11 protein-coding genes and 1 pseudogene are annotated in these 18393 nt (G+C 61.5%); 4 read left to right on the forward strand and 8 right to left on the reverse strand.

The window, feature by feature from the left end:
- The first annotated feature begins 25 nt into the window (after positions 1-25).
- Positions 26-778: a glycosyltransferase family 2 protein gene (locus tag NE850_RS11130; RefSeq protein WP_007180411.1), complete on the forward strand. Its 753-nt coding sequence runs from the start codon at positions 26-28 to the stop codon at positions 776-778.
- A 117-nt stretch (positions 779-895) separates the two neighbouring features.
- Entirely contained in the window at positions 896-2284 is a 1389-nt protein-coding gene (gene purB / locus NE850_RS11135) for an adenylosuccinate lyase (protein ID WP_007180410.1), read from the forward strand.
- A gap of 100 nt (positions 2285-2384) precedes the next feature.
- Here purB and NE850_RS11140 read toward each other — a convergent pair whose 3' ends face one another.
- The 4 genes from NE850_RS11140 to edd all read right to left on the reverse strand — a co-directional run bounded on the left by NE850_RS11140 (position 2385) and on the right by edd (position 7116).
- Entirely contained in the window at positions 2385-2882 is a 498-nt protein-coding gene (locus NE850_RS11140; protein WP_007180409.1) for a gluconokinase, read from the reverse strand.
- A 10-nt stretch (positions 2883-2892) separates the two neighbouring features.
- Positions 2893-4290, reverse strand: a complete 1398-nt coding sequence (locus tag NE850_RS11145) for a GntP family permease (protein ID WP_310698739.1) — start codon at positions 4288-4290, stop codon at positions 2893-2895.
- A 254-nt stretch (positions 4291-4544) separates the two neighbouring features.
- Positions 4545-5186, reverse strand: a complete 642-nt coding sequence (eda, locus tag NE850_RS11150; protein WP_007180407.1) for a bifunctional 4-hydroxy-2-oxoglutarate aldolase/2-dehydro-3-deoxy-phosphogluconate aldolase — start codon at positions 5184-5186, stop codon at positions 4545-4547.
- 25 nt (positions 5187-5211) lie between these two features.
- Positions 5212-7116, reverse strand: coding sequence for a phosphogluconate dehydratase (gene edd, locus NE850_RS11155; protein ID WP_007180406.1), 1905 nt, complete (start codon positions 7114-7116; stop codon positions 5212-5214).
- A gap of 290 nt (positions 7117-7406) precedes the next feature.
- Between edd and NE850_RS11160 the strand changes: the two genes are divergently transcribed.
- Entirely contained in the window at positions 7407-8252 is an 846-nt protein-coding gene (locus NE850_RS11160) for a MurR/RpiR family transcriptional regulator (protein ID WP_007180405.1), read from the forward strand.
- 66 nt (positions 8253-8318) lie between these two features.
- On the opposite strand, the gene NE850_RS11165 is transcribed toward NE850_RS11160, so the two are convergent.
- The 3 genes and pseudogenes from NE850_RS11165 to NE850_RS39445 form a co-directional block, all read right to left on the reverse strand.
- Complete coding sequence (locus tag NE850_RS11165) at positions 8319-9065, reverse strand: OmpA family protein (RefSeq protein ID WP_007180404.1); 747 nt, start codon at positions 9063-9065, stop codon at positions 8319-8321.
- Between the two features lie 126 nt (positions 9066-9191).
- Positions 9192-16472 carry a hypothetical protein gene (locus NE850_RS11170; protein WP_405044823.1) on the reverse strand — a complete coding sequence of 2427 codons (7281 nt, stop codon included), beginning with the start codon at positions 16470-16472 and terminating at the stop codon, positions 9192-9194.
- A pseudogene (locus NE850_RS39445) lies at positions 16452-16586 on the reverse strand (ESPR domain-containing protein); the annotation flags it as partial. The pseudogene NE850_RS39445 and the gene NE850_RS11170, both read right to left, overlap by 21 nt.
- Before the next feature lie 594 nt (positions 16587-17180).
- Between NE850_RS39445 and NE850_RS11175 the strand changes: the two are divergent.
- Positions 17181-17630: a nuclear transport factor 2 family protein gene (locus tag NE850_RS11175; RefSeq protein ID WP_007180401.1), complete on the forward strand. Its 450-nt coding sequence runs from the start codon at positions 17181-17183 to the stop codon at positions 17628-17630.
- 112 nt (positions 17631-17742) lie between these two features.
- Here NE850_RS11175 and NE850_RS11180 read toward each other — a convergent pair whose 3' ends face one another.
- Positions 17743-18195: a hypothetical protein gene (locus NE850_RS11180; RefSeq protein ID WP_165187053.1), complete on the reverse strand. Its 453-nt coding sequence runs from the start codon at positions 18193-18195 to the stop codon at positions 17743-17745.
- Between the last annotated feature and the right edge of the window lie 198 nt (positions 18196-18393).

Below are 18393 nucleotides of genomic sequence, written 5' to 3' on the forward strand. Positions count from 1 at the left end.
CACATCCCTTCCTGCACACCCAGCCATGTCCCCACTCGTTTCCATCATCACGCCGACGGCCAATCGCGAAGCTCTGCTGCCGGCCGCCGCGCGCTGCGTCCTTAGCCAGCAAGTCGACTGGGAATGGCTGGTGCTCGACGACAGCGCCGAGCCGAGCGCGTACATGCGGGCGTTGGCATCGCAGGACACACGCATTCGCTATTTTCATTCGCCCACGCGCATGTCGATCGGCGCAAAGCGCAACCACCTGATCGGCGAAGCGCGCGGCCCGGTAATCGCCCATTTCGACGACGACGATCACTACGCGCCGCATTACCTCGCGCACATGATCGGAACAATGCAGGACAACAGCGCCGACCTCATCAAGCTATCGGGCTTTTTCATGTACGCGCCGCATACACAGTTCTTCGGCTACATGGACCTGAACGCGAAGGTGGGCCTCCACTACGAGCTGAGCGGCCGCTCGGTCAGTCACATTGAATTCCACGAGAAAATGCAGATCGGCGCGGATTTCATCCTGTTCTATGGTTTCTCGTATGTGTACGACAAGGCGCTCGCCGCAATGGCGGCCTTCGACGACATCGATCTCTACGAAGACGAGCGCTTTATCCGTCGCGTGGTCGATAGCGGCCGCAAAGTCATCGCGGTAGACGATCCGCGCGCCAGTTGCCTGCATCTGGTCCATCCCGCTTCGACCTCGCGGTGCTTTGCGCGCTACTCGATGCCGTCGTTCATTCTCCCCACGCTGTTTCCCGGCTACGAAGGCCACCGGGGCTAGACGCGTCGGGCCTGCCACGGGAAATCGGGGCTGTCGGCGTCCGGTGGTAAAATTCGCGCTTCCCGCAGTTTCTTCCACGTTTTCACCCTTGCTCTTTGCCCTCACCCGGCCCCCATCATGTCCGACACCCGCCCCGACACCCTGTTCGCGCTGAACGCGCTCTCCCCGCTCGACGGCCGTTATGCCTCGAAAACCGAAGCCCTGCGCGACTGGCTCTCGGAAGCCGCGTTCATGCGCAATCGCGTGACGGTCGAAATCCATTGGCTGATTGCACTCTCGCACGCCGGTTTCGCCGAAGTGCCGCGTTTTTCCGAAGCCGCCGAACAATTCCTGCTGCAACTGGCGGAGCGCTTCACGGCGCACGACGCCGCGCGCATCAAGGAAATCGAGCGTGTGACGAATCACGACGTGAAAGCGGTCGAGTATTGGCTCAAGGAGTCGGTCAAGGGTCAGGAAGAACTGGAACGCGCGAGCGAGTTCATCCATTTCGCGTGTACCTCGGAAGACATCAACAACACCTCGCACGGCCTGATGCTGGCGGGCGCCCGTGAACACGTAATTCTGCCGGCGCTGCGCTCGGTGCATCAGCGTCTCGTCGCGCTGGCTCACGCGCTGGCCGACCAGCCTATGCTGTCGCGCACGCACGGCCAGCCGGCCAGCCCGACCACGCTCGGCAAGGAAATCGCCAACGTGGCCGCGCGTCTGGAGCGCGCGATCGACCGCATCGCGAAGGTCGAACTGCTCGGCAAGATGAACGGCGCGGTCGGCAACTTCAACGCACACCTGTCCGCGTATCCGGAGTTCGATTGGGAAGCGTTCTCGCGCGAAGTGGTCGAGCAGCGCCTGAAACTCACGTTCAATCCGTACACGATCCAGATCGAACCGCACGACTACATGGCCGAACTGTTCGACGCCATGTCGCGCGCCAATACGATCCTGCTGGATCTGGACCGCGACGTGTGGGGCTACATTTCGGTCGGTTACTTCAAGCAACGCACCAAGGCCGGCGAAATCGGTTCGTCCACGATGCCGCACAAGGTCAATCCGATCGACTTCGAGAACTCCGAAGGCAACCTGGGTCTGGCGAACGCCACGCTGCGCCATCTCGCCGACAAGCTGCCGGTGTCGCGCTGGCAGCGCGACCTGACCGACTCGACGGTGCTGCGCAATATCGGCGTCGCGTTCGGCTATTCGCTGCTTGCGTACGACTCGCTGATCCGCGGCCTCGACAAGCTCGAAGTGAATGCGCAGCGTCTGCACGAAGACCTCGACAACTGCTGGGAAGTGCTGGCCGAGCCGGTGCAAACGGTGATGCGCCGTTACGGCATCGAGAATCCGTACGAACAACTGAAGGAACTGACACGCGGCAAGGGCATCACGCGCGAAGCGCTGCAGACGTTCGTCAGCGGCCTGGCGATTCCGCAAGACGCGAAAGATCGTTTGCTCGCCATGACGCCGGCTTCGTATGTCGGCAAGGCTGCCGAACTGGCCAAGCGGATTGCCTGATCCCATTCAGCCGCATCGGCTGTTGCTCGACTCGTTGCATGAGGCATGAAAAAACCGCTCCTCGGAGCGGTTTTTTTGCATCTACAGCGACCAGGCAAACTCACTTACGCGCTTCAACCTGAATCAGCACGCTGTCGACAATCTCTTCCGGCGACAGTTCGATGCTCACCGTGATCGCCTCATCGGCGCCCGGCTCTTCGAGCGTGTCGAGCTGGCTTTGCAGCAGCGACGGATCGAAGAAATGGCCGGTGCGCGTGGTCAGGCGCTGCTCCAGTACCTCACGCGAACCCTTGAGGTAGACGAAGCACACGTCTTTATCGCCGTCGCGCAGAACGTCGCGATACGAGCGCTTCAGCGACGAACACGTGAACACCGCCGTCTCGCCCGCCTTCTGCTTCTCCTCGATCGCCGCGCGGATCGTTTTCAGCCAGGGCCAGCGGTCTTCGTCCGTCAGCGGAATGCCGTGGTGCATTTTCTCTTTGTTGGCGGCGCTGTGAAATGCGTCGCCGTCGGTGAACGCGCAGTGCAGGCGCTCCGCGAGCATTTCGCCAATTCTCGTCTTGCCGGCGCCCGACACGCCCATTGCGATCAGAATCATCAAAAACTCCTTACACGACCGTCGCGAGTGCGAAGGTCAAACCCAAACCCATCAGCGAGATGATGGTTTCGAGAAGCGACCATGTCTTGAAGGTCTGCCCCACCGTCATCCCGAAGTATTCCTTGATCAGCCAGAAACCGCCGTCGTTCACGTGCGAAAAGATCAGCGAACCCGAACCCGTGGCCAGCACCAGCAGCTCCGGCTTCACCTGCACCGCGCCCGCCGCCGCAATCGGCGCGACGATGCCGCAAGCGGTGGTCATCGCGACCGTCGCCGAGCCGGTTGCAAGGCGAATCAGCGCCGCGACGAGCCAGCCGAACAGCAACGGCGACAGATGCGCCGACGTCGCAGCATTGACGATCTCCTTCGAAATGCCGCTATCCATCAGCACGCGCCCAAAGCCGCCGCCCGCGCCGACGATCAGTGTAATGCCCGCGATCGGCGCGAGACATTCGCCGCAGAATTTCTGGATCTGCTCGCGATCGAAGCCACGGCTCGCACCAAAGGTCCAGAAGCTGACCAGCACCGCGATCAGCAGCGCCGCATCCGAATTGCCGACGAAACGCAGCAGATCGTTCGCCAAGGTCTTCGGCGTGAACACGAGGTCGGCCCAACTGCCTACCAGCATCAGGATAACCGGCAACAGGATCGTGAACAGCGTCACGCCGAAGCTCGGCAGTTCGCGCCTGGGCGCGGTCTTTTGCGCACCGTCACCGTTGTTCGCGGCATCGGTTTCATCGGCGCCGAGAAATTGCGAGGCGAGCGCGTTGTCTTTCGGCAGCTTGATATAGCGGCTGATCATCAACGCAAACAGCGGACCCGCGACGATTGCGGTCGGCACGCCGACAATCAGGCCATAGGCGATGGTCCTGCCGATATCCGCGTGATACGCCTGCACCGCGAGCATCGCGGCCGGGTGCGGCGGAAGCAGCCCGTGCACGACGGACAGACCCGCGACCATTGGCAAGCCGACTAGCAGCAACGACTTGTTGGTGCGCTTCGCGACGTTGAAAGCAATCGGAATCAGCAGCACGAAACCGACTTCGAAGAACACCGGCAAGCCCACGATGATCGCGACGATCATCATCGCCCAGTGGATATTCTTCTCGCCGAAGAAGTCGATCAATGTGGTGGCGATGCGCTCGGCGCCGCCGGATTCGGCCATCATCTTGCCGAGCATCGTGCCGAGGCCGACCACGATCGCGATGTGGCCAAGCGTATTGCCATTGCCCGTTTCGAACGATTTGACGATCGTGCCGATCGGCATGCCGGATGCGAGACCCAGCAGCAGCGACACGATGATCAGAACGAGGAACGGGTAAACCTTGTAGCGCGTGATCAGCAGGATCAGCAATGCGATGGCGATCGCCGCGAAGACCAGCAGCATGCTGCCGTGGACAGCTTCCATGAAGCTCCTCCTTTTGCGTTATTGATTCTGAGTGCGGAACACGGTCAGCACCTTGTCTCACGGTGACCTGTGCGGCGCCCTGAAACCGGGCTCACCGCGCGGACGCCGAATTTTACTGTGTGTCGTCTGCCCACGCGCACCGCTTCGTCGCGCATATCGAAAAGGAGCCTCGCCGCGACAGCCCGAACGGCTGTATCGACGAGGCTCCTTTGCATAGGGCCTTGATAACGGCTTAACGTGCGCGCCGCATCAACTTAGTGGGCGGGCGCGGCCAATTGGCTCGCGGCGCGCGCGAGACGCGTGACCTCTTCCCAGTTGTGCGAAGCAAGCGCGGCTTTCGGCGTGAGCCACGAACCGCCGACGCACACCACGTTCGGCAGCGACAGGAAAGTCGAAGCCGATTCGGCCGTGATACCGCCGGTCGGGCAGAATTTCAGATTCGGGAACGGGCCGTAGAAAGCTTGCAGCATCGGCACGCCGCCGGCCTGCTGGGCCGGGAAAAACTTCACGATCTCGTAGCCGAGTTCGAGCGCAGTGATGATGTCGGTCGGCGTCATCACGCCCGGCAGGAGCGGCAAGCCCGCGTCCTGTGCGGCCTTGTGCATGTCTTTCGTCAAACCCGGTGAGACGCCGAACTGTGCGCCCGCCTTTTTGGCCTGAGCGCAGTGCTCGGGCTTCGTAATCGTGCCGACACCGACCACGATATCCTCGGCCAGCTGGCTCGCGCGTTCAATCGCTTCCAGGCCGGCCGCCGTGCGCAGGGTGATTTCCAGCACCTTCACGCCACCCGCATGCAGCGCACGCGACACCTGCTCACCCTGTTCGACCGAGTCGAACGCGAGCACCGGAATCACCGGGCCGAGGCGCACGATATCGCTTACTGTTTTCGACGTCATAGTCAGACTCCTTGTTCTGCAGCGCTTAGCTGGCTTGAGTGGTGCTTGTATGTTTGCCGGTGTGAGCTTTTGCCGCTTCGCCGTGATGCGCCGAATGCTCGCCCACCATCGCGCCGAATACCGACGCACCCTGCTCCGCCGGCGCCGCCGCCGCGCGGAACACACCGAACAGTTCGCGGCCGAAGCCGACTTCGTTTTCCGCCTGATGTAGCGGCTGGACATTCGGCCGCGCGGCCCATTCGGCCACGTCGATCTCGATGTCGAGCACGCCGGCTTCGGCGTCGATCACCAATATGTCGCCCGTGCGCACCTTGCCGATCGGGCCTTGCAGCAAGGCTTCCGGCGACAGGTGAATGACCGCAGGCACCTTGCCCGATGCGCCTGACATACGGCCATCCGTGACCAGCGCGACATGGAAACCTTGATCCTGCAACACACCGAGCAGCGGCGTCAAACGATGCAGTTCAGGCATGCCGTTTGCGCGCGCGCCCTGGAAGCGCACCACCGCGATGAAGTCGCGCTTCAGTTCGCCTTTGTCGAACGCTTCCTGCACGGCTTCCTGAGAATCGAACACGATGGCCGGCGCCTTCACCTTGCGATGCTGCGCCGCCACCGCCGAAATCTTGATCACGCCGCGGCCGAGCTTGCCCTGCATCAGACGCAAGCCGCCATCCGGCTGGAACGGCTCCTTGATGCCGCGCAGCACGGCCGTGTCTTCGCTGGCTTCGGCGCCCGGCACCCATTGCAGCTTGCCGTCGATCAGCTTCGGCTCTTCGGTGTAGTGCTTGAGTCCCTTGCCCGCGACCGTGTTGACGTCTTCGTGAAGCAAGCCGCCTTCCAGCAGATTGCGCACCAGGAACGCGACGCCGCCGGCCGCATGGAAGTGGTTCACGTCGGCCTTGCCATTCGGATAGATCTTCGCGAGCAACGGCACGGCTTGCGATAGCGCGTCGAAGTCGTCCCAGTCGATCACGATGCCCGCCGCGCGCGCAATCGCCACCAGGTGCAGCGTGTGATTGGTCGAGCCGCCTGTCGCCAGCAACGCGACGATGCCGTTGACAATCGCTTTCTCGTCGACCACGTGGCCAATCGGCATGTAGTTGCCGCGCTCGACCGTCAGATCGAGCACGCGGCGCGCGGCCTGCGCGGTCAATGCGTCGCGCAGCGGCGTATGCGGATGCACGAAAGCCGAACTCGGCAGATGCAAACCCATCACTTCCATCAGCATCTGATTGCTATTTGCCGTGCCGTAGAACGTGCAGGTGCCGTGGCTGTGATACGCGGCGGCTTCCGCTTCGAGCAGCGCGTCGCGGCCGCACTGGCCGGTGGCGAAGAGCTGGCGCGTCTTGGCCTTATCGTCGTTGGACAGGCCGCTGCCCATCGGGCCGGCCGGCACGAAGATGGTCGGCAGATGGCCGAATTGCAGCGCGCCGATCAGCAAGCCCGGCACGATCTTGTCGCAGATGCCGAGGCACAGTGCCGCGTCGAACATGTTGTGCGTCAGCGCGACCGCCGTGCTCATCGCGATCACTTCGCGCGAGAACAGCGACAGTTCCATGCCCGCGTTGCCTTGCGTGACGCCGTCGCACATGGCCGGCACGCCGCCCGCGAATTGCGCGACGCCGCCGTTTTCACGCGCGGCCTGCTTGATGATGTCCGGGTAGTTTTTGTACGGCGCGTGGGCCGACAACATTTCGTTGTACGAGGACACGATGCCGATGTTCGGCTCGCGAATCTGCTTGATGACGAGCTTGTCGTTGCCTTCGAGCCCGGCGAAACCGTGGGCCAGATTGGCGCACGAGAGCGCACCGCGCGCCGGGAACCGACCTTGCGCCTGATCGATGCGGGCCAGATACGCCTCGCGCGTAGGCTTGCTGCGCTCGACCACGCGTTGCGTGACCTTCAACAATTGCGAATGCGGGGAAACCATCGGAACTCCTTCGTCGCTGGCGGCGGGCGGGCGCGCACCAGGCCAGCTAGGTATCGCGGGGATGTCGGATCAGTTGACACCGCCATCTTAGTAGAAAAACTACATGATCGCAAGGACGAGCGCTGCTGCGCTGCGGCATCGATCACCGGCTCGCAACGCCCGACCAGCCTAGTTTTCGCGCATGACACCCAGGGTCTAGGGATTACACCTACCGCTAGAAATGTAGTTTTTGTACATGCCCAGCAATCGGATATAGTCCACGCATTCTTCAGCATAGTGCGAGTTTTCCAATGATGCTGTCCCAGGTGGAAGAGATGCGCGACCAGTTGCGGCCGTCCGAACGCAAACTGGCCGATTACGTGATCGAAGCGCCGCGCGAAGTGCTCGACTTGTCCATGACCGAAGTGGCCGCCCGCGCGGGCGTGAGCCAGCCGACCATTGCGCGGTTTTGTCATGCGCTCGGCTTTTCGGGGTTTCGCGAGTTCAAGATCCGGCTTGCGCAGGGGATTGCGTCGGGTGTGCCGACCGTCTATCGGGACGTACGGCCGGACGAGGGCGCGCCCGGTCTCATCGCCAAAGTTTTCGACCGGACCATCGGCACGCTGATCGAAGTGCGCAACAGCTTGTCACCGGATAGCGTCGAAGCGGCCGTCGATCTGCTGGCGAACGCGGCGCGCATCGAGTTCTACGGGGCGGGCGGCTCGGGCATTGCCGCGCAGGATATCCAGCACAAGTTTTTCCGGCTCGGCATGCCGAGCGTCGCGTACTCCGATCCGCATACCTATTCGATGTCGGCGGCGCTGCTCGGACCCGGCGATGTGGTGGTGGCGGTATCGAATACCGGCCGCACCCGCGATATCATCGAAGCCGCGCGTTCGGCGCTTGCCCGCGGCGCGAAAGTGATCGCGATCACGCATGGCAGCTCACCGCTCGCGCGGGTCGCGTCGATCTGCCTGTTCTCGAACGTGGTCGAAGAAAACGATGTGTTTTCGCCGATGACATCGCGCATGTCGCATCTGGCGATCGGCGACATTCTGGCGGTCGGCGTCGCGCTCAAGCGCGGCCCCGAGTTGGTGGAGCGGGTGGGACAGGCGAAAGGGGTGATCGGACGGTTGAGGGTCGATGGCGAGAGTTGATGCCCACGAGATGAAGAAGGCCTGCGCGATGGCAGGCCTTTGAGATCAAACAATGCGCGCTGCTCTTTACTCCGCAAATACGCGGACGTCGACGCGGCGGTTCTGCATGCGGCCTTCGGCCGTGGCATTCGATGCAACCGGATCGGCGCTCCCCAGACCTCGCGCGACGAACTGGTCGACGTGGAGCCCGCCGTCGCGCAGATATTGCACGACAGCGGCGGCACGAGCCTGGGAGAGGTTCAGGTTATGCGCCTCCGAACCTGTCGCATCGGTATAACCCACCACCGTCAAGCGATGCAGGTTGATGCCCTGATTCACGCTCATGAAGTGGTCGAGGTTTTTCTTTGCAATGGGGCTAAGCATTGCGCTATCCGTTGCGAAGTTCGCGTTGCCTTGCAGCAGTAACCGAACCTGCGGCACCGCCTGTTTGGCTTGCGGCTGCGCAGCGGGCTGCGGCGGAACCGGTTGTTGCGCAACCGGCGGCTGCGAAACCGGTTGCTCCACAACCGGCTTGCCGCACATGAAGGTCAACTCGCGCGGATCCTTCTTCGGTGCGGCGTCGCTCACGCGATCCACTGCTTCGAGCCATGTCACAGGTTGAGTCTTACAGGTCTCCCCCGCCACACGCACGCAACTCTTCGCGCTTTCAAAGAGTCCCTCGCAGTTGACCCGATAAATCGGCGCCTGCTGGTTCGGCACGCTCACTGCGCGAAGCGTATAGGTTGGACCCGACTGCGTGGTACATGCAGCAAGAAATGTCACGAGCGCGCCGAGTAGCAGCACGCGCGGAGACTTGGAAAGAGTGGTGTTCATTTCGGGAATTCAGTCGATTGAAGCGGCGCCCTTGCCGCGTGTTTTTTGCGGACAAGAGCGCGCTTGCTGTTAAGTCAAAACAGACCAGGCTGACGGACGAGACTCACGCCCCACCCGTCATGGCACTTACCACTGGTAGGACGCACCCACACCTACCGTCGTGCCTTGCGAGCTCGTGCCCGCGCCGGCCTTCATCTTCAGGTTCTGGGTGATGCGCGCCGAGACGCCGAGCGCCACAGCCTGCGAACCCTTGTACGAGCCACCGCCGACACCAACCGCGATCGTCTTGCCTTGATCGACGTCCGGAATCATGGTCAGCGCGGTAGCCGCCGCGATACCCGCATACGCATTCCGCGCGACCTGATTCACGCCGTTCTGCACCGCGTTGATCTGCTGGTCGGTATAGTCCTTCGCCGACGTGCCGGCCGGCAGGTTGCCCACCGACGCGCCGATCGCCTCGTTCAACTGGCCGACGTTGACCGCGTCGGTGGTTGCCGTACCTGCTGCGACATGGGCGATCTGACGTTCGTTGCCCGCCGAGCCCACCGACACCGTGTTGTCACGGTCCGCCACCGAGTTCGCACCCAGTGCCACCGAGTTGGCCCCGGTCGCCCGCGCATTCGCACCCATTGCCGTCGAATGCGTGCCGCTGGCGAGCGCGGCTTCCGTGTCACGGTTGCCGTCTGCTGCGAACATCGGATTGCCGCCCGAGATAGCGAGATTCTTAACGGAGGAGATCGCCGCATTCATCTGGCTGACGTTGACCGCATCGTCACCGGCCGAGCCTGCCGCCACGTTGCGGATCGTCGTGCCGCCTGCCACACCGTTACCCATGGTGACGGTGTTGTAGTTGGCCGAACCGTCCGCGTTGTGGTCATACGTGACGGCGGCGTTGGTCGTGCCATCCGTATTGATCACGCCCGACGCCTTCAACTGCGCGACGTTCACTGCATCCGTGTCCGCCGTACCGGCCGCCACATTGGTGATCTGGCGCTCCGCACCGGCCGCGCCCACCGACACCGTGTTGGCACGGTCAGCCACCGAATTCGAACCCAATGCAACCGAGTTCGCCGCCTGCGACCGGGCGTTACCGCCGATCGCCACCGACTCCGCGCCTGTCGCCTGCGAATCAGCCAAACCCGAGTTGGCGTGGAAGTACATGACGCCGCTACCGGTGCTGATGTTGTTCAGCGTGTTGTTGATATTGGTGATGTCAGTCGAGTTCTGCGCCACGCGGCCGTCAAGGTTGGTAATCGCGTCACCCACGTTGTTGACAGTCGTGCCATTCACCACATACGACGGAGCTGTAACCGAACCATCCGGGTTCACGGAGGAACCGCCGCCCATCGCATCCGCCGTCGAACTGGCCAGTGCGTACAGTTGCGAACCGCTCACGGCGTCCACGCTCTTCGCGTTCACGTCGCCTGCCGACACGCCCGTCAGTTTGCGCACACCCGCCGTGCCCGTGAAGTCCACCACCGTACCGTTGGTGTCCTTCGCGACTGTGATGTTGCGCGTCGTCGCATCCTGCTTCACCAGGCCCGCCCCACCATTGTTGACAGTGTTGGTCAGGTTGGTGATGTCGGTAGAGTTCTGCGTCACCTGCTGGTTGGTTGCATACAGTTCGCTGCCATTGACCGCATCCGTGCTCGTCGCGCTCACGCGGCCAGCCGCCACGTTCGTGATCGTGCGCTCACTACCCGCTGCGCCCACGCTCAGCGTCGAGTTCGCGTGGAAGTACTTGATGCCGTCGCCACCGTTGGTGATGTTGTTCACCACGTTGCTGATGTTCGTGACGTTGCCCGCGATGTTGGTGACGTTGCTGCTTAGGTTGTTCACGTCGTTGTTGATCGTGTTCACCTTTGCGTCTTCCGACTGCAACTGGCTCACGTTCACCGCATCCGTTGCAGCCACGCCCGCCGCCACATTCGTGACACGACGTTCCTTGCCTACCGAACCCATCGACACTTCACCATTGGCTGTCGATGCCGTACCCGACAGCGTCCCGCTGCCCGGGTTGTAACCCGCTGCCGAAAGGTTTGCCGTCGTCGTCGAGTTCGCACCGAGCGCGACCGAATTGCCCGCCGAGGCCGTTGCGTTACCGCCAATCGCCACTGCGTCCGTCCCCGTCGCCGACGAATCCGCCAGGGTAGAGTTCGCGTGGAAGTACTTCACGCCACCACCGTTGGTGATGTTGTTCACCGTGTTGCTGATGTTGGTGACATTGCCTGCGATGTTCGTGACGCTGGTGCTCAGGTTGTTCACGTTGTTATTGATCGTGTTGACCTTCGCGTCTTCCGACTGCAACTGGCTCACGTTCACCGCGTCCGTGGCCGCCGAACCCGCCGCGACGTTCGTGATACGACGTTCCGTGCCCGATGCCCCCACCGACACTTCGCCATTAGCGGTCGATGCGGAGCCCGACAGCGTTCCGCTGCCCGGGTTGTAACCCGCGGCCGACAGATTCGCCGTCGTCGTCGAATTCTTGCCCAAGGCTACCGAATTCGCTGCAGACGCGGTGGCTGCATTGCCAAGCGACACCGAGCCCGTACCGGACGCATTGCTATCGCGGCCGATTGAGACCGAATTGTCGCCGCCTGCCGCAGCGTGATATCCCATCGCCGCACTGACGTTGTTTGCGGTTGCGCCATCGCCGATTGCAACGGCCGAACCCGAGCTCGCACCAGTCGTCATGGCGTTCGAACCAATGGCGATTGAATTGCCAGCTGCCGCCGTTGCCCCGGTGCCGATTGCAACGGCGTTAGTGCCCGACGCCGTCGAATCGGCTCCGGTCGAGTTCACGTGGAAATACTTGATCCCCGCACCGTTGTTGATGTTGTTGACCGACGTATTGAGTTTGCCCAGCGCCGTATCCACCGTGCTGAAAGCGGAGCCGACATTGGTCGCCGCGCCCGTCGTGCCCGCGATCGCATTCGCGTTCGTCAGCGCGTAGCTCGGAGCGCTGATCGCACCAGTCGTGCTGTTGTAGGCCGCGCCGCCGCCCAAAGCTGCCGCCGTGGTCGTGCCTTGCTGGTCGACCTTGCCGTCTTCCGACTGCAACTGGCTCACGTTCACTGCGTCCGTCGCCGCTGACCCGGCCGCCACATTCGTGACACGACGCTCCTTGCCTGCCGAACCCACCGACACTTCGCCGTTGGCTGTCGATGCCGTGCCCGACAGCGTGCCCGTGCCCGGGTTGTAACCCGCGGCCGACAGGTTGGCCGTCGTCGTCGAATTCGCGCCCAGCGCTACCGAGTTACCTGCCGAGGCCGTTGCATTTGAACCCAGCGCCGCGGAGGTGCTTGCTGAGGCTGTAGAGTTTTCTCCGATGGCCATGGCTCCGGTAGCACCTCCCTTGACGCCAGCTACCGAATTGCCGCCGATTGCAATGTTCTGATCGAAGTTGGCCGCGGCATTGTTGCCGATGGCGATCAGATCATTACCAAAGCCGGTATACCAGCTACTGGCCGTCGTGGCCGCCGTGCCTAGTGCGATAGAGTTCATGCCCTTGGCCAGCGCGTTCGTGCCAATTGCGGTGTTACCAACCTCGCCGGCGAAATAAGGGGTCGACGCGCCGCCGCCAATAGCAATTCCATTGGGAACCGCTGCTGACGAATCCGCCAATGTCGAGTTCACATGGAAATACTTGATCCCTGCCCCGTTGTTGATGCTCGTGATCGACGTATCGAGCTTGCCCAGCGCCGTATCCACTGTGCTGAAGGCCGAGCCGACATTGGTCGCAGCGCCCGTGGTGCCATCGATCGCGTTCGCGTTCGGCAGCGCAAAGCTCGGCGCACTCACCGCACCAGTCGTGCTGTTGTAGGCCGCGCCGCCGCCCAAAGCTGCCGCCGTGGTCGTGCCTTGCTGGTCGACCTTGCCGTCTTCCGACCGCAGCTGGCTCACGTTCACTGCGTCCGTCGCCGCTGACCCGGCCGCCACATTCGTGACACGACGCTCCTTGCCTGCCGAACCCACCGACACTTCGCCGTTGGCTGTCGATGCCGTGCCTGAGAGCGTGCCGCTCCCCGGGTTGTAACCCGCTGCCGACAGGTTCGCCGTCGTCGTCGAATTCGCACCCAGCGCTACCGAGTTCGCTACCGACGCAGTTGCGTTACCACCAATCGCCACTGCGTCCGTCCCAGTCGCCGACGCATCCGCCAGCGTAGAGTTCGCATGGAAGTACTTCACACCTCCACCGTTGGTGATGTTGTTCACCGTGTTGCTGATGTTGGTGACATTGCCCGCGATGTTCGTGACGTTGGCAGACAGGTTGCTGACGTTACTGCTCAGGTTGTTCACGTTGTTGTTGATCGTGTTCACCTTTGCGTCTTCCGACTGCAACTGGCTCACGTTTACCGCATCCGTTGCGGCCGAACCGGCTGCCACGTTCGTGACACGACGCTCCTTGCCTGCCGAACCCACCGACACTTCGCCATTGGCTGTCGATGCCGTGCCCGACAGCGTGCCGCTGCCCGGGTTGTAACCCGCGGCTGACAGGTTCGCCGTCGTCGTCGAATTCGCACCCAGCGCTACCGAGTTCGCCACCGATGCCGTTGCGTTACCGCCAATCGCCACTGCATCCTTACCCGTCGCCGACGAATCCGCCAGCGTAGAGTTCGCATGGAAGTACTTCACACCTCCACCGTTGGTGATGTTGTTCACCGTGCTGCTGATATTGGTGACGTTGCCAGCGATGTTCGTGACGTTGGAAGACAGGTTGCTGACGTTGCTGCTCAGGTTGTTCACGTTGTTGTTGATCGTGTTCACCTTCGCATCTTCCGACTGCAACTGGCTCACGTTCACCGCATCCGTTGCCGCTGAACCGGCTGCCACGTTCGTGACACGACGCTCCTTGCCTGCCGAACCCATCGACACTTCACCATTGGCTGTCGATGCCGTACCCGACAGCGTGCCCGTGCCCGGGTTGTAACCCGCGGCCGACAGGTTCGCCGTCGTCGTCGAATTCGCACCCAGCGCCACGCTGGAGGTCGTGCTGGCAACCGCGCCCTGGCCCAGCGCGAGGCTGCCGCTGCCATTGGCTTGCGCACTGTCGCCTACCGCAACGCCACCGGCGTTGGCTGTCGCCGACGCGTTATTGCCCACCACCGTGTTGTTACTATGGCTGCTGGACGCGCCAGTCCCGATAACCGTCGAGTTGTTGCCGTACGACGTCGCTGCGTCGCCAATCACGATGGCACCCGCTCCCGTCACGGCCGGGTTTCCACCGTTTGACTGGATGTTGGCATTGCGTCCGATTACGATCGCACCTGCGCCAGCATTATTGATCGCGGCGTTCTCACCAACAGCAATGTTCCCCTCGCCCATCGTGCCCGTGCCGCTGAGCGCGTTGCTGCCCATTGCAATGCTGCTCACACCTTTTGCCGTTGCATTCCCGCCAATCGCAATCGCGTCCGTCCCCGTCGCCGACGAATCCGCCAGGGTAGAGTTCGCATGGAAGTACTTCACACCTCCACCGTTGGTGATGTTGTTCACCGTGTTGCTGATGTTGGTGACATTGCCTGCGATGTTCGTGACGCTGGTGCTCAGGTTGTTCACGTTGTTATTGATCGTGTTGACCTTCGCGTCTTCCGACTGCAACTGGCTCACGTTCACCGCGTCCGTGGCCGCCGAACCCGCCGCGACGTTCGTGATACGACGTTCCGTGCCCGATGCCCCCACCGACACTTCGCCATTAGCGGTCGATGCGGAGCCCGACAGCGTTCCGCTGCCCGGGTTGTAACCCGCTGACGACAGGTTGGCCGTCGTCGTCGAGTTCGCGCCGAGCGCTACCGAGTTCGCCGCACTCGCATTCGCTGCGTAGCCGATCGCCAGCGCATTGCTGGCTGTCGCCTTGGCGCCGAAGCCCGTCGCCGTGGCGCCCGCGGCCGTCGCGCTCGAGGTTGCGCCAACCGCCGCCGCATAGTCCGCCGTTGCCGCCGTTCCCGTGCCCAGCGCCGTTGCTGAATAGCCCGTCGTGTTCTTCGCCAACGCGTTTTGACCGAGCGCCACATCATACTGACTTGCGGCAGTCGCCAACGCGCCAATCGCAGTGCCATTCGCCGCCGCGGCCTGTGCCTTCTGACCTATCGCAATTGCCGATGTACCAGTCGAGGTGGCGTTTTCGCCAATGCCGATCGCTCCGGCGCCGGCCCCTACACCGCCAGCCATCGAGTTACCGCCAATGGCAATATTTTGATCGAAATTGGCAGTTGCGTTGGCGCCGATCGCGACCAGGTCGGTAGCGTAACCGACAAATTGGTTATAAGCCGTAGTCGCCCCAGCGCCCAAGGCGACCGAATTAGTGCCTTTACCGGTCGCATTGGTGCCAATTGCGATGGAATCATGTGCAGCACTGACTAAAGGCGTAGTTGCCCCACCGCCGATCGCGATCCCACCGGACACCTGTGCAAACGAATCCGCCAACGTTGAATTGACATGGAAATACTTGATCCCCGCACCGTTGTTGATGTTGTTGATCGACGTATTGAGTTTGCCCAGCGCCGTATCCACCGTGCTGAAAGCGGAGCCGACATTGGTCGCCGCGCCCGTCGTACCCGCGATCGAGTTCGCGTTCGTCAGTGCGTAGCTTGGCGCGCTGATCGCACCCGTCGTGCTGTTGTAGGCTGCGCCGCCGCCCAATGCTGCCGCCGTCGTCGTGCCTTGCTGGTCGACCTTGCCGTCTTCCGATTGCAACTGGCTCACGTTCACTGCATCCGTCGCCGCCGAACCGGTCGCCACATTCGTGACACGACGCTCCTTGCCTGCCGAGCCCACCGACACTTCGCCGTTGGTCGCGGAAGCCGTGCCCGACAGCGTGCCGCTGCCCGGGTTGTAACCCGCTGACGAGAGATTCGCAGACGTCGTTGACTTATATCCCAGCGCAACTGAACCCGTAGTCGACGCGTTCGCGCCCTCGCCAATGGCAGTCGAGTTGGTTGCGGAGGCGTTCGTGAACGCACCGACTACAGTGGATTGAGCTCCGGTCGCATTTGATTGCGATCCCACCACCGTCGAGTAAGTACCCGACGCAATCGCAAGCTCGCCGATGGCGGTCGTTGCCCAGTCCGTCGCTTGTGCCTTGGTACCCAGCGCAGTTGCCTGCGAGATGCTGTTGTCGGACCGACCAGCAACTGATTGATAGCCGATTGCGACGTTTGCGCCGGAACTGATGTTATTGGCGCCCCACGCATTTGCTCCTCCGCCAATCGCGATAGCACCGGGCGAATTGCTTGCTGGGGAAGCAATCGTCGTCGCATTACTCCCAAGTGCGACGTCCCAGCCTCCGCCGGTCGTTGCGCCGGCGCCTATCGCTTCCGAAGTTGAATTTCCATTAGCGATGCCACCGTCAAGCGCTCCGGCGTTCGCCTGCAGTGACGCAAGGCCCCCTACCCCAGCTGCCAGCAGCACCGCCAAACTTGCTCTCGTGCTTTTGCTCTTCTTCCCCCGCGCCTTCGCCACTTCCGAGACCGCGACATACGTCCCGGTCGTTTCATTCCAAACGGTCTTGTACGACTTGTTCACAATCCTGCCTATTTAAGATGAGGTAACCCATTCGGCGCCGCGCTGTCGGCCATGAGGTGGCATCCCAGACATCCAATCGCAATCAACCGATTTTCAAAACAACTGGGAAAATGAGAATTTTCTCTTTAATCTCATTAATGCATGCGGCGATGTCGCAAAGATAGACTCAGTGAAATGCGCATTGAATAGGACTTATCTCAAACAGTTCATCCGAATGCGTGGATGTGCGAATTAACCGACACATCGTGCAGACGTCGCCTCGCATTGCGTCGAATCGCCGCAGCGCAAATGCGACCGAGCCGCGCGCTATTGCGCATCGGTCATGCATCCTTAGGAAGAATGCGAAACTCGAAGGGAGAAGCTGCCACCGCTATTGAATTGAAGTAGCTGCGGAGCTGAGAAATACAGACAGATTGAGAATTTTCTTATTTTTATTCATTCAAAAATAACTAGAATTTTTTCAATTGCACCGAGACAACTGAAATTATTCAAAAAATTTCTCAACAGCAACACTGAAACATCCGAAAGCACCGCACGGCAATACAGGCGTGCCGCACCTGCCAACCAACCAGAAAATCAAATTCAATAAGTACAATGAAAATTATTGATGCCAACGACATGAAGTCCGTTTTCCGTCCCGCGTTCGGCGCTCTTTTACTTTGCTTGACGGCTACGCCCGCATTTGCGGCGGACCCGGATGATGCGACGCTAAAGACATTGGAGCACGCGTGGATCACCGCGACCACCCACACCGACCGCGTTGCGCTCGATAAACTGCTCGACGACTCTTTCGTGGAGACCGCGCCCAATGGCATGCGTCGGAGCAAGTCCGACCTACTGCTGGCGTCGCCGCCGCCGCCAGGTTCGACCCAGACTCTGATCGATATGGATGTGCGCGTGAACGGTGACACGGCCATAGTCACCGGTACCAATCAGTTCAAACGGGACGCGACTGCCCAACCGGTGAACTATTCGTTCACGGATGTGTTCGTCCGCAAACCGGAAGGCTGGCGGGTCATGTCGGCACAAATGGTTCGCCGATGAGAAAGACAGATGGCGGCCTGCTTGCAGACCGCCGTTTTTGACTTGAACGCTATTGAAGTCGCGATTTGCTCGCGCCTCCTTTTACATCTGCTGGACCGGACTGCAAGGGCTATCAGTGAGCCGTCGCAGCAATCACCGCATCTGCCTTCTCGTGTGTCGCCTTACGCGTCGCAACTTCGCACGATTCAGCGTCCGCGCGAGCCTGCGTGGTTTTCTGCCCCGCCTCCGCCAGCAGTTTCGCCGCTGCGCCCGCCGTAATCCGCCGATGCGCAATCCCTCGCGCATCGAGCGCAATCACCTGATACAACTCGCGGTCGTCTTCCACTTCCCGCTCGTACTCCTCGCACGTTTCAACCAGCAGTTCGAGCAGCACTTGCCGGCTGCGTCGTTCGTGGTTCGTCAATGCAGGATTCCTATATATCGAAGTCGCGAGCGTCGCCAAGCGGTTGAGTTGAGTCAACTGCCGTTCACACGAACCGAATGCCGACAGTGCAAGCTTTTCGTACTGCAAGGCATCGACTGGCGGACGTGAGGCGGGTTGGGTGTTCTTTCCGATTTTGCTCATGGTGCGATCTCCCGAAACTTAACTGGATCGCCCGACACTCGCTTGCAAGGAGGGTGAGCGGGCACGTAGCGGGTTAATGGAATGGACGCCCCCTCTCCTGCGGTACGGATATGCCAAAGTAAGGGTCTCAAACGTTAGCGCGAAGGAGAGCATCATGAAGATCGCGACCATTGGCCTTGACCTTGCCAAGAACGTTTT

This window comes from Paraburkholderia sp. USG1, from assembly GCF_031570135.1.
Lineage (GTDB): Bacteria > Pseudomonadota > Gammaproteobacteria > Burkholderiales > Burkholderiaceae > Paraburkholderia > Paraburkholderia dioscoreae.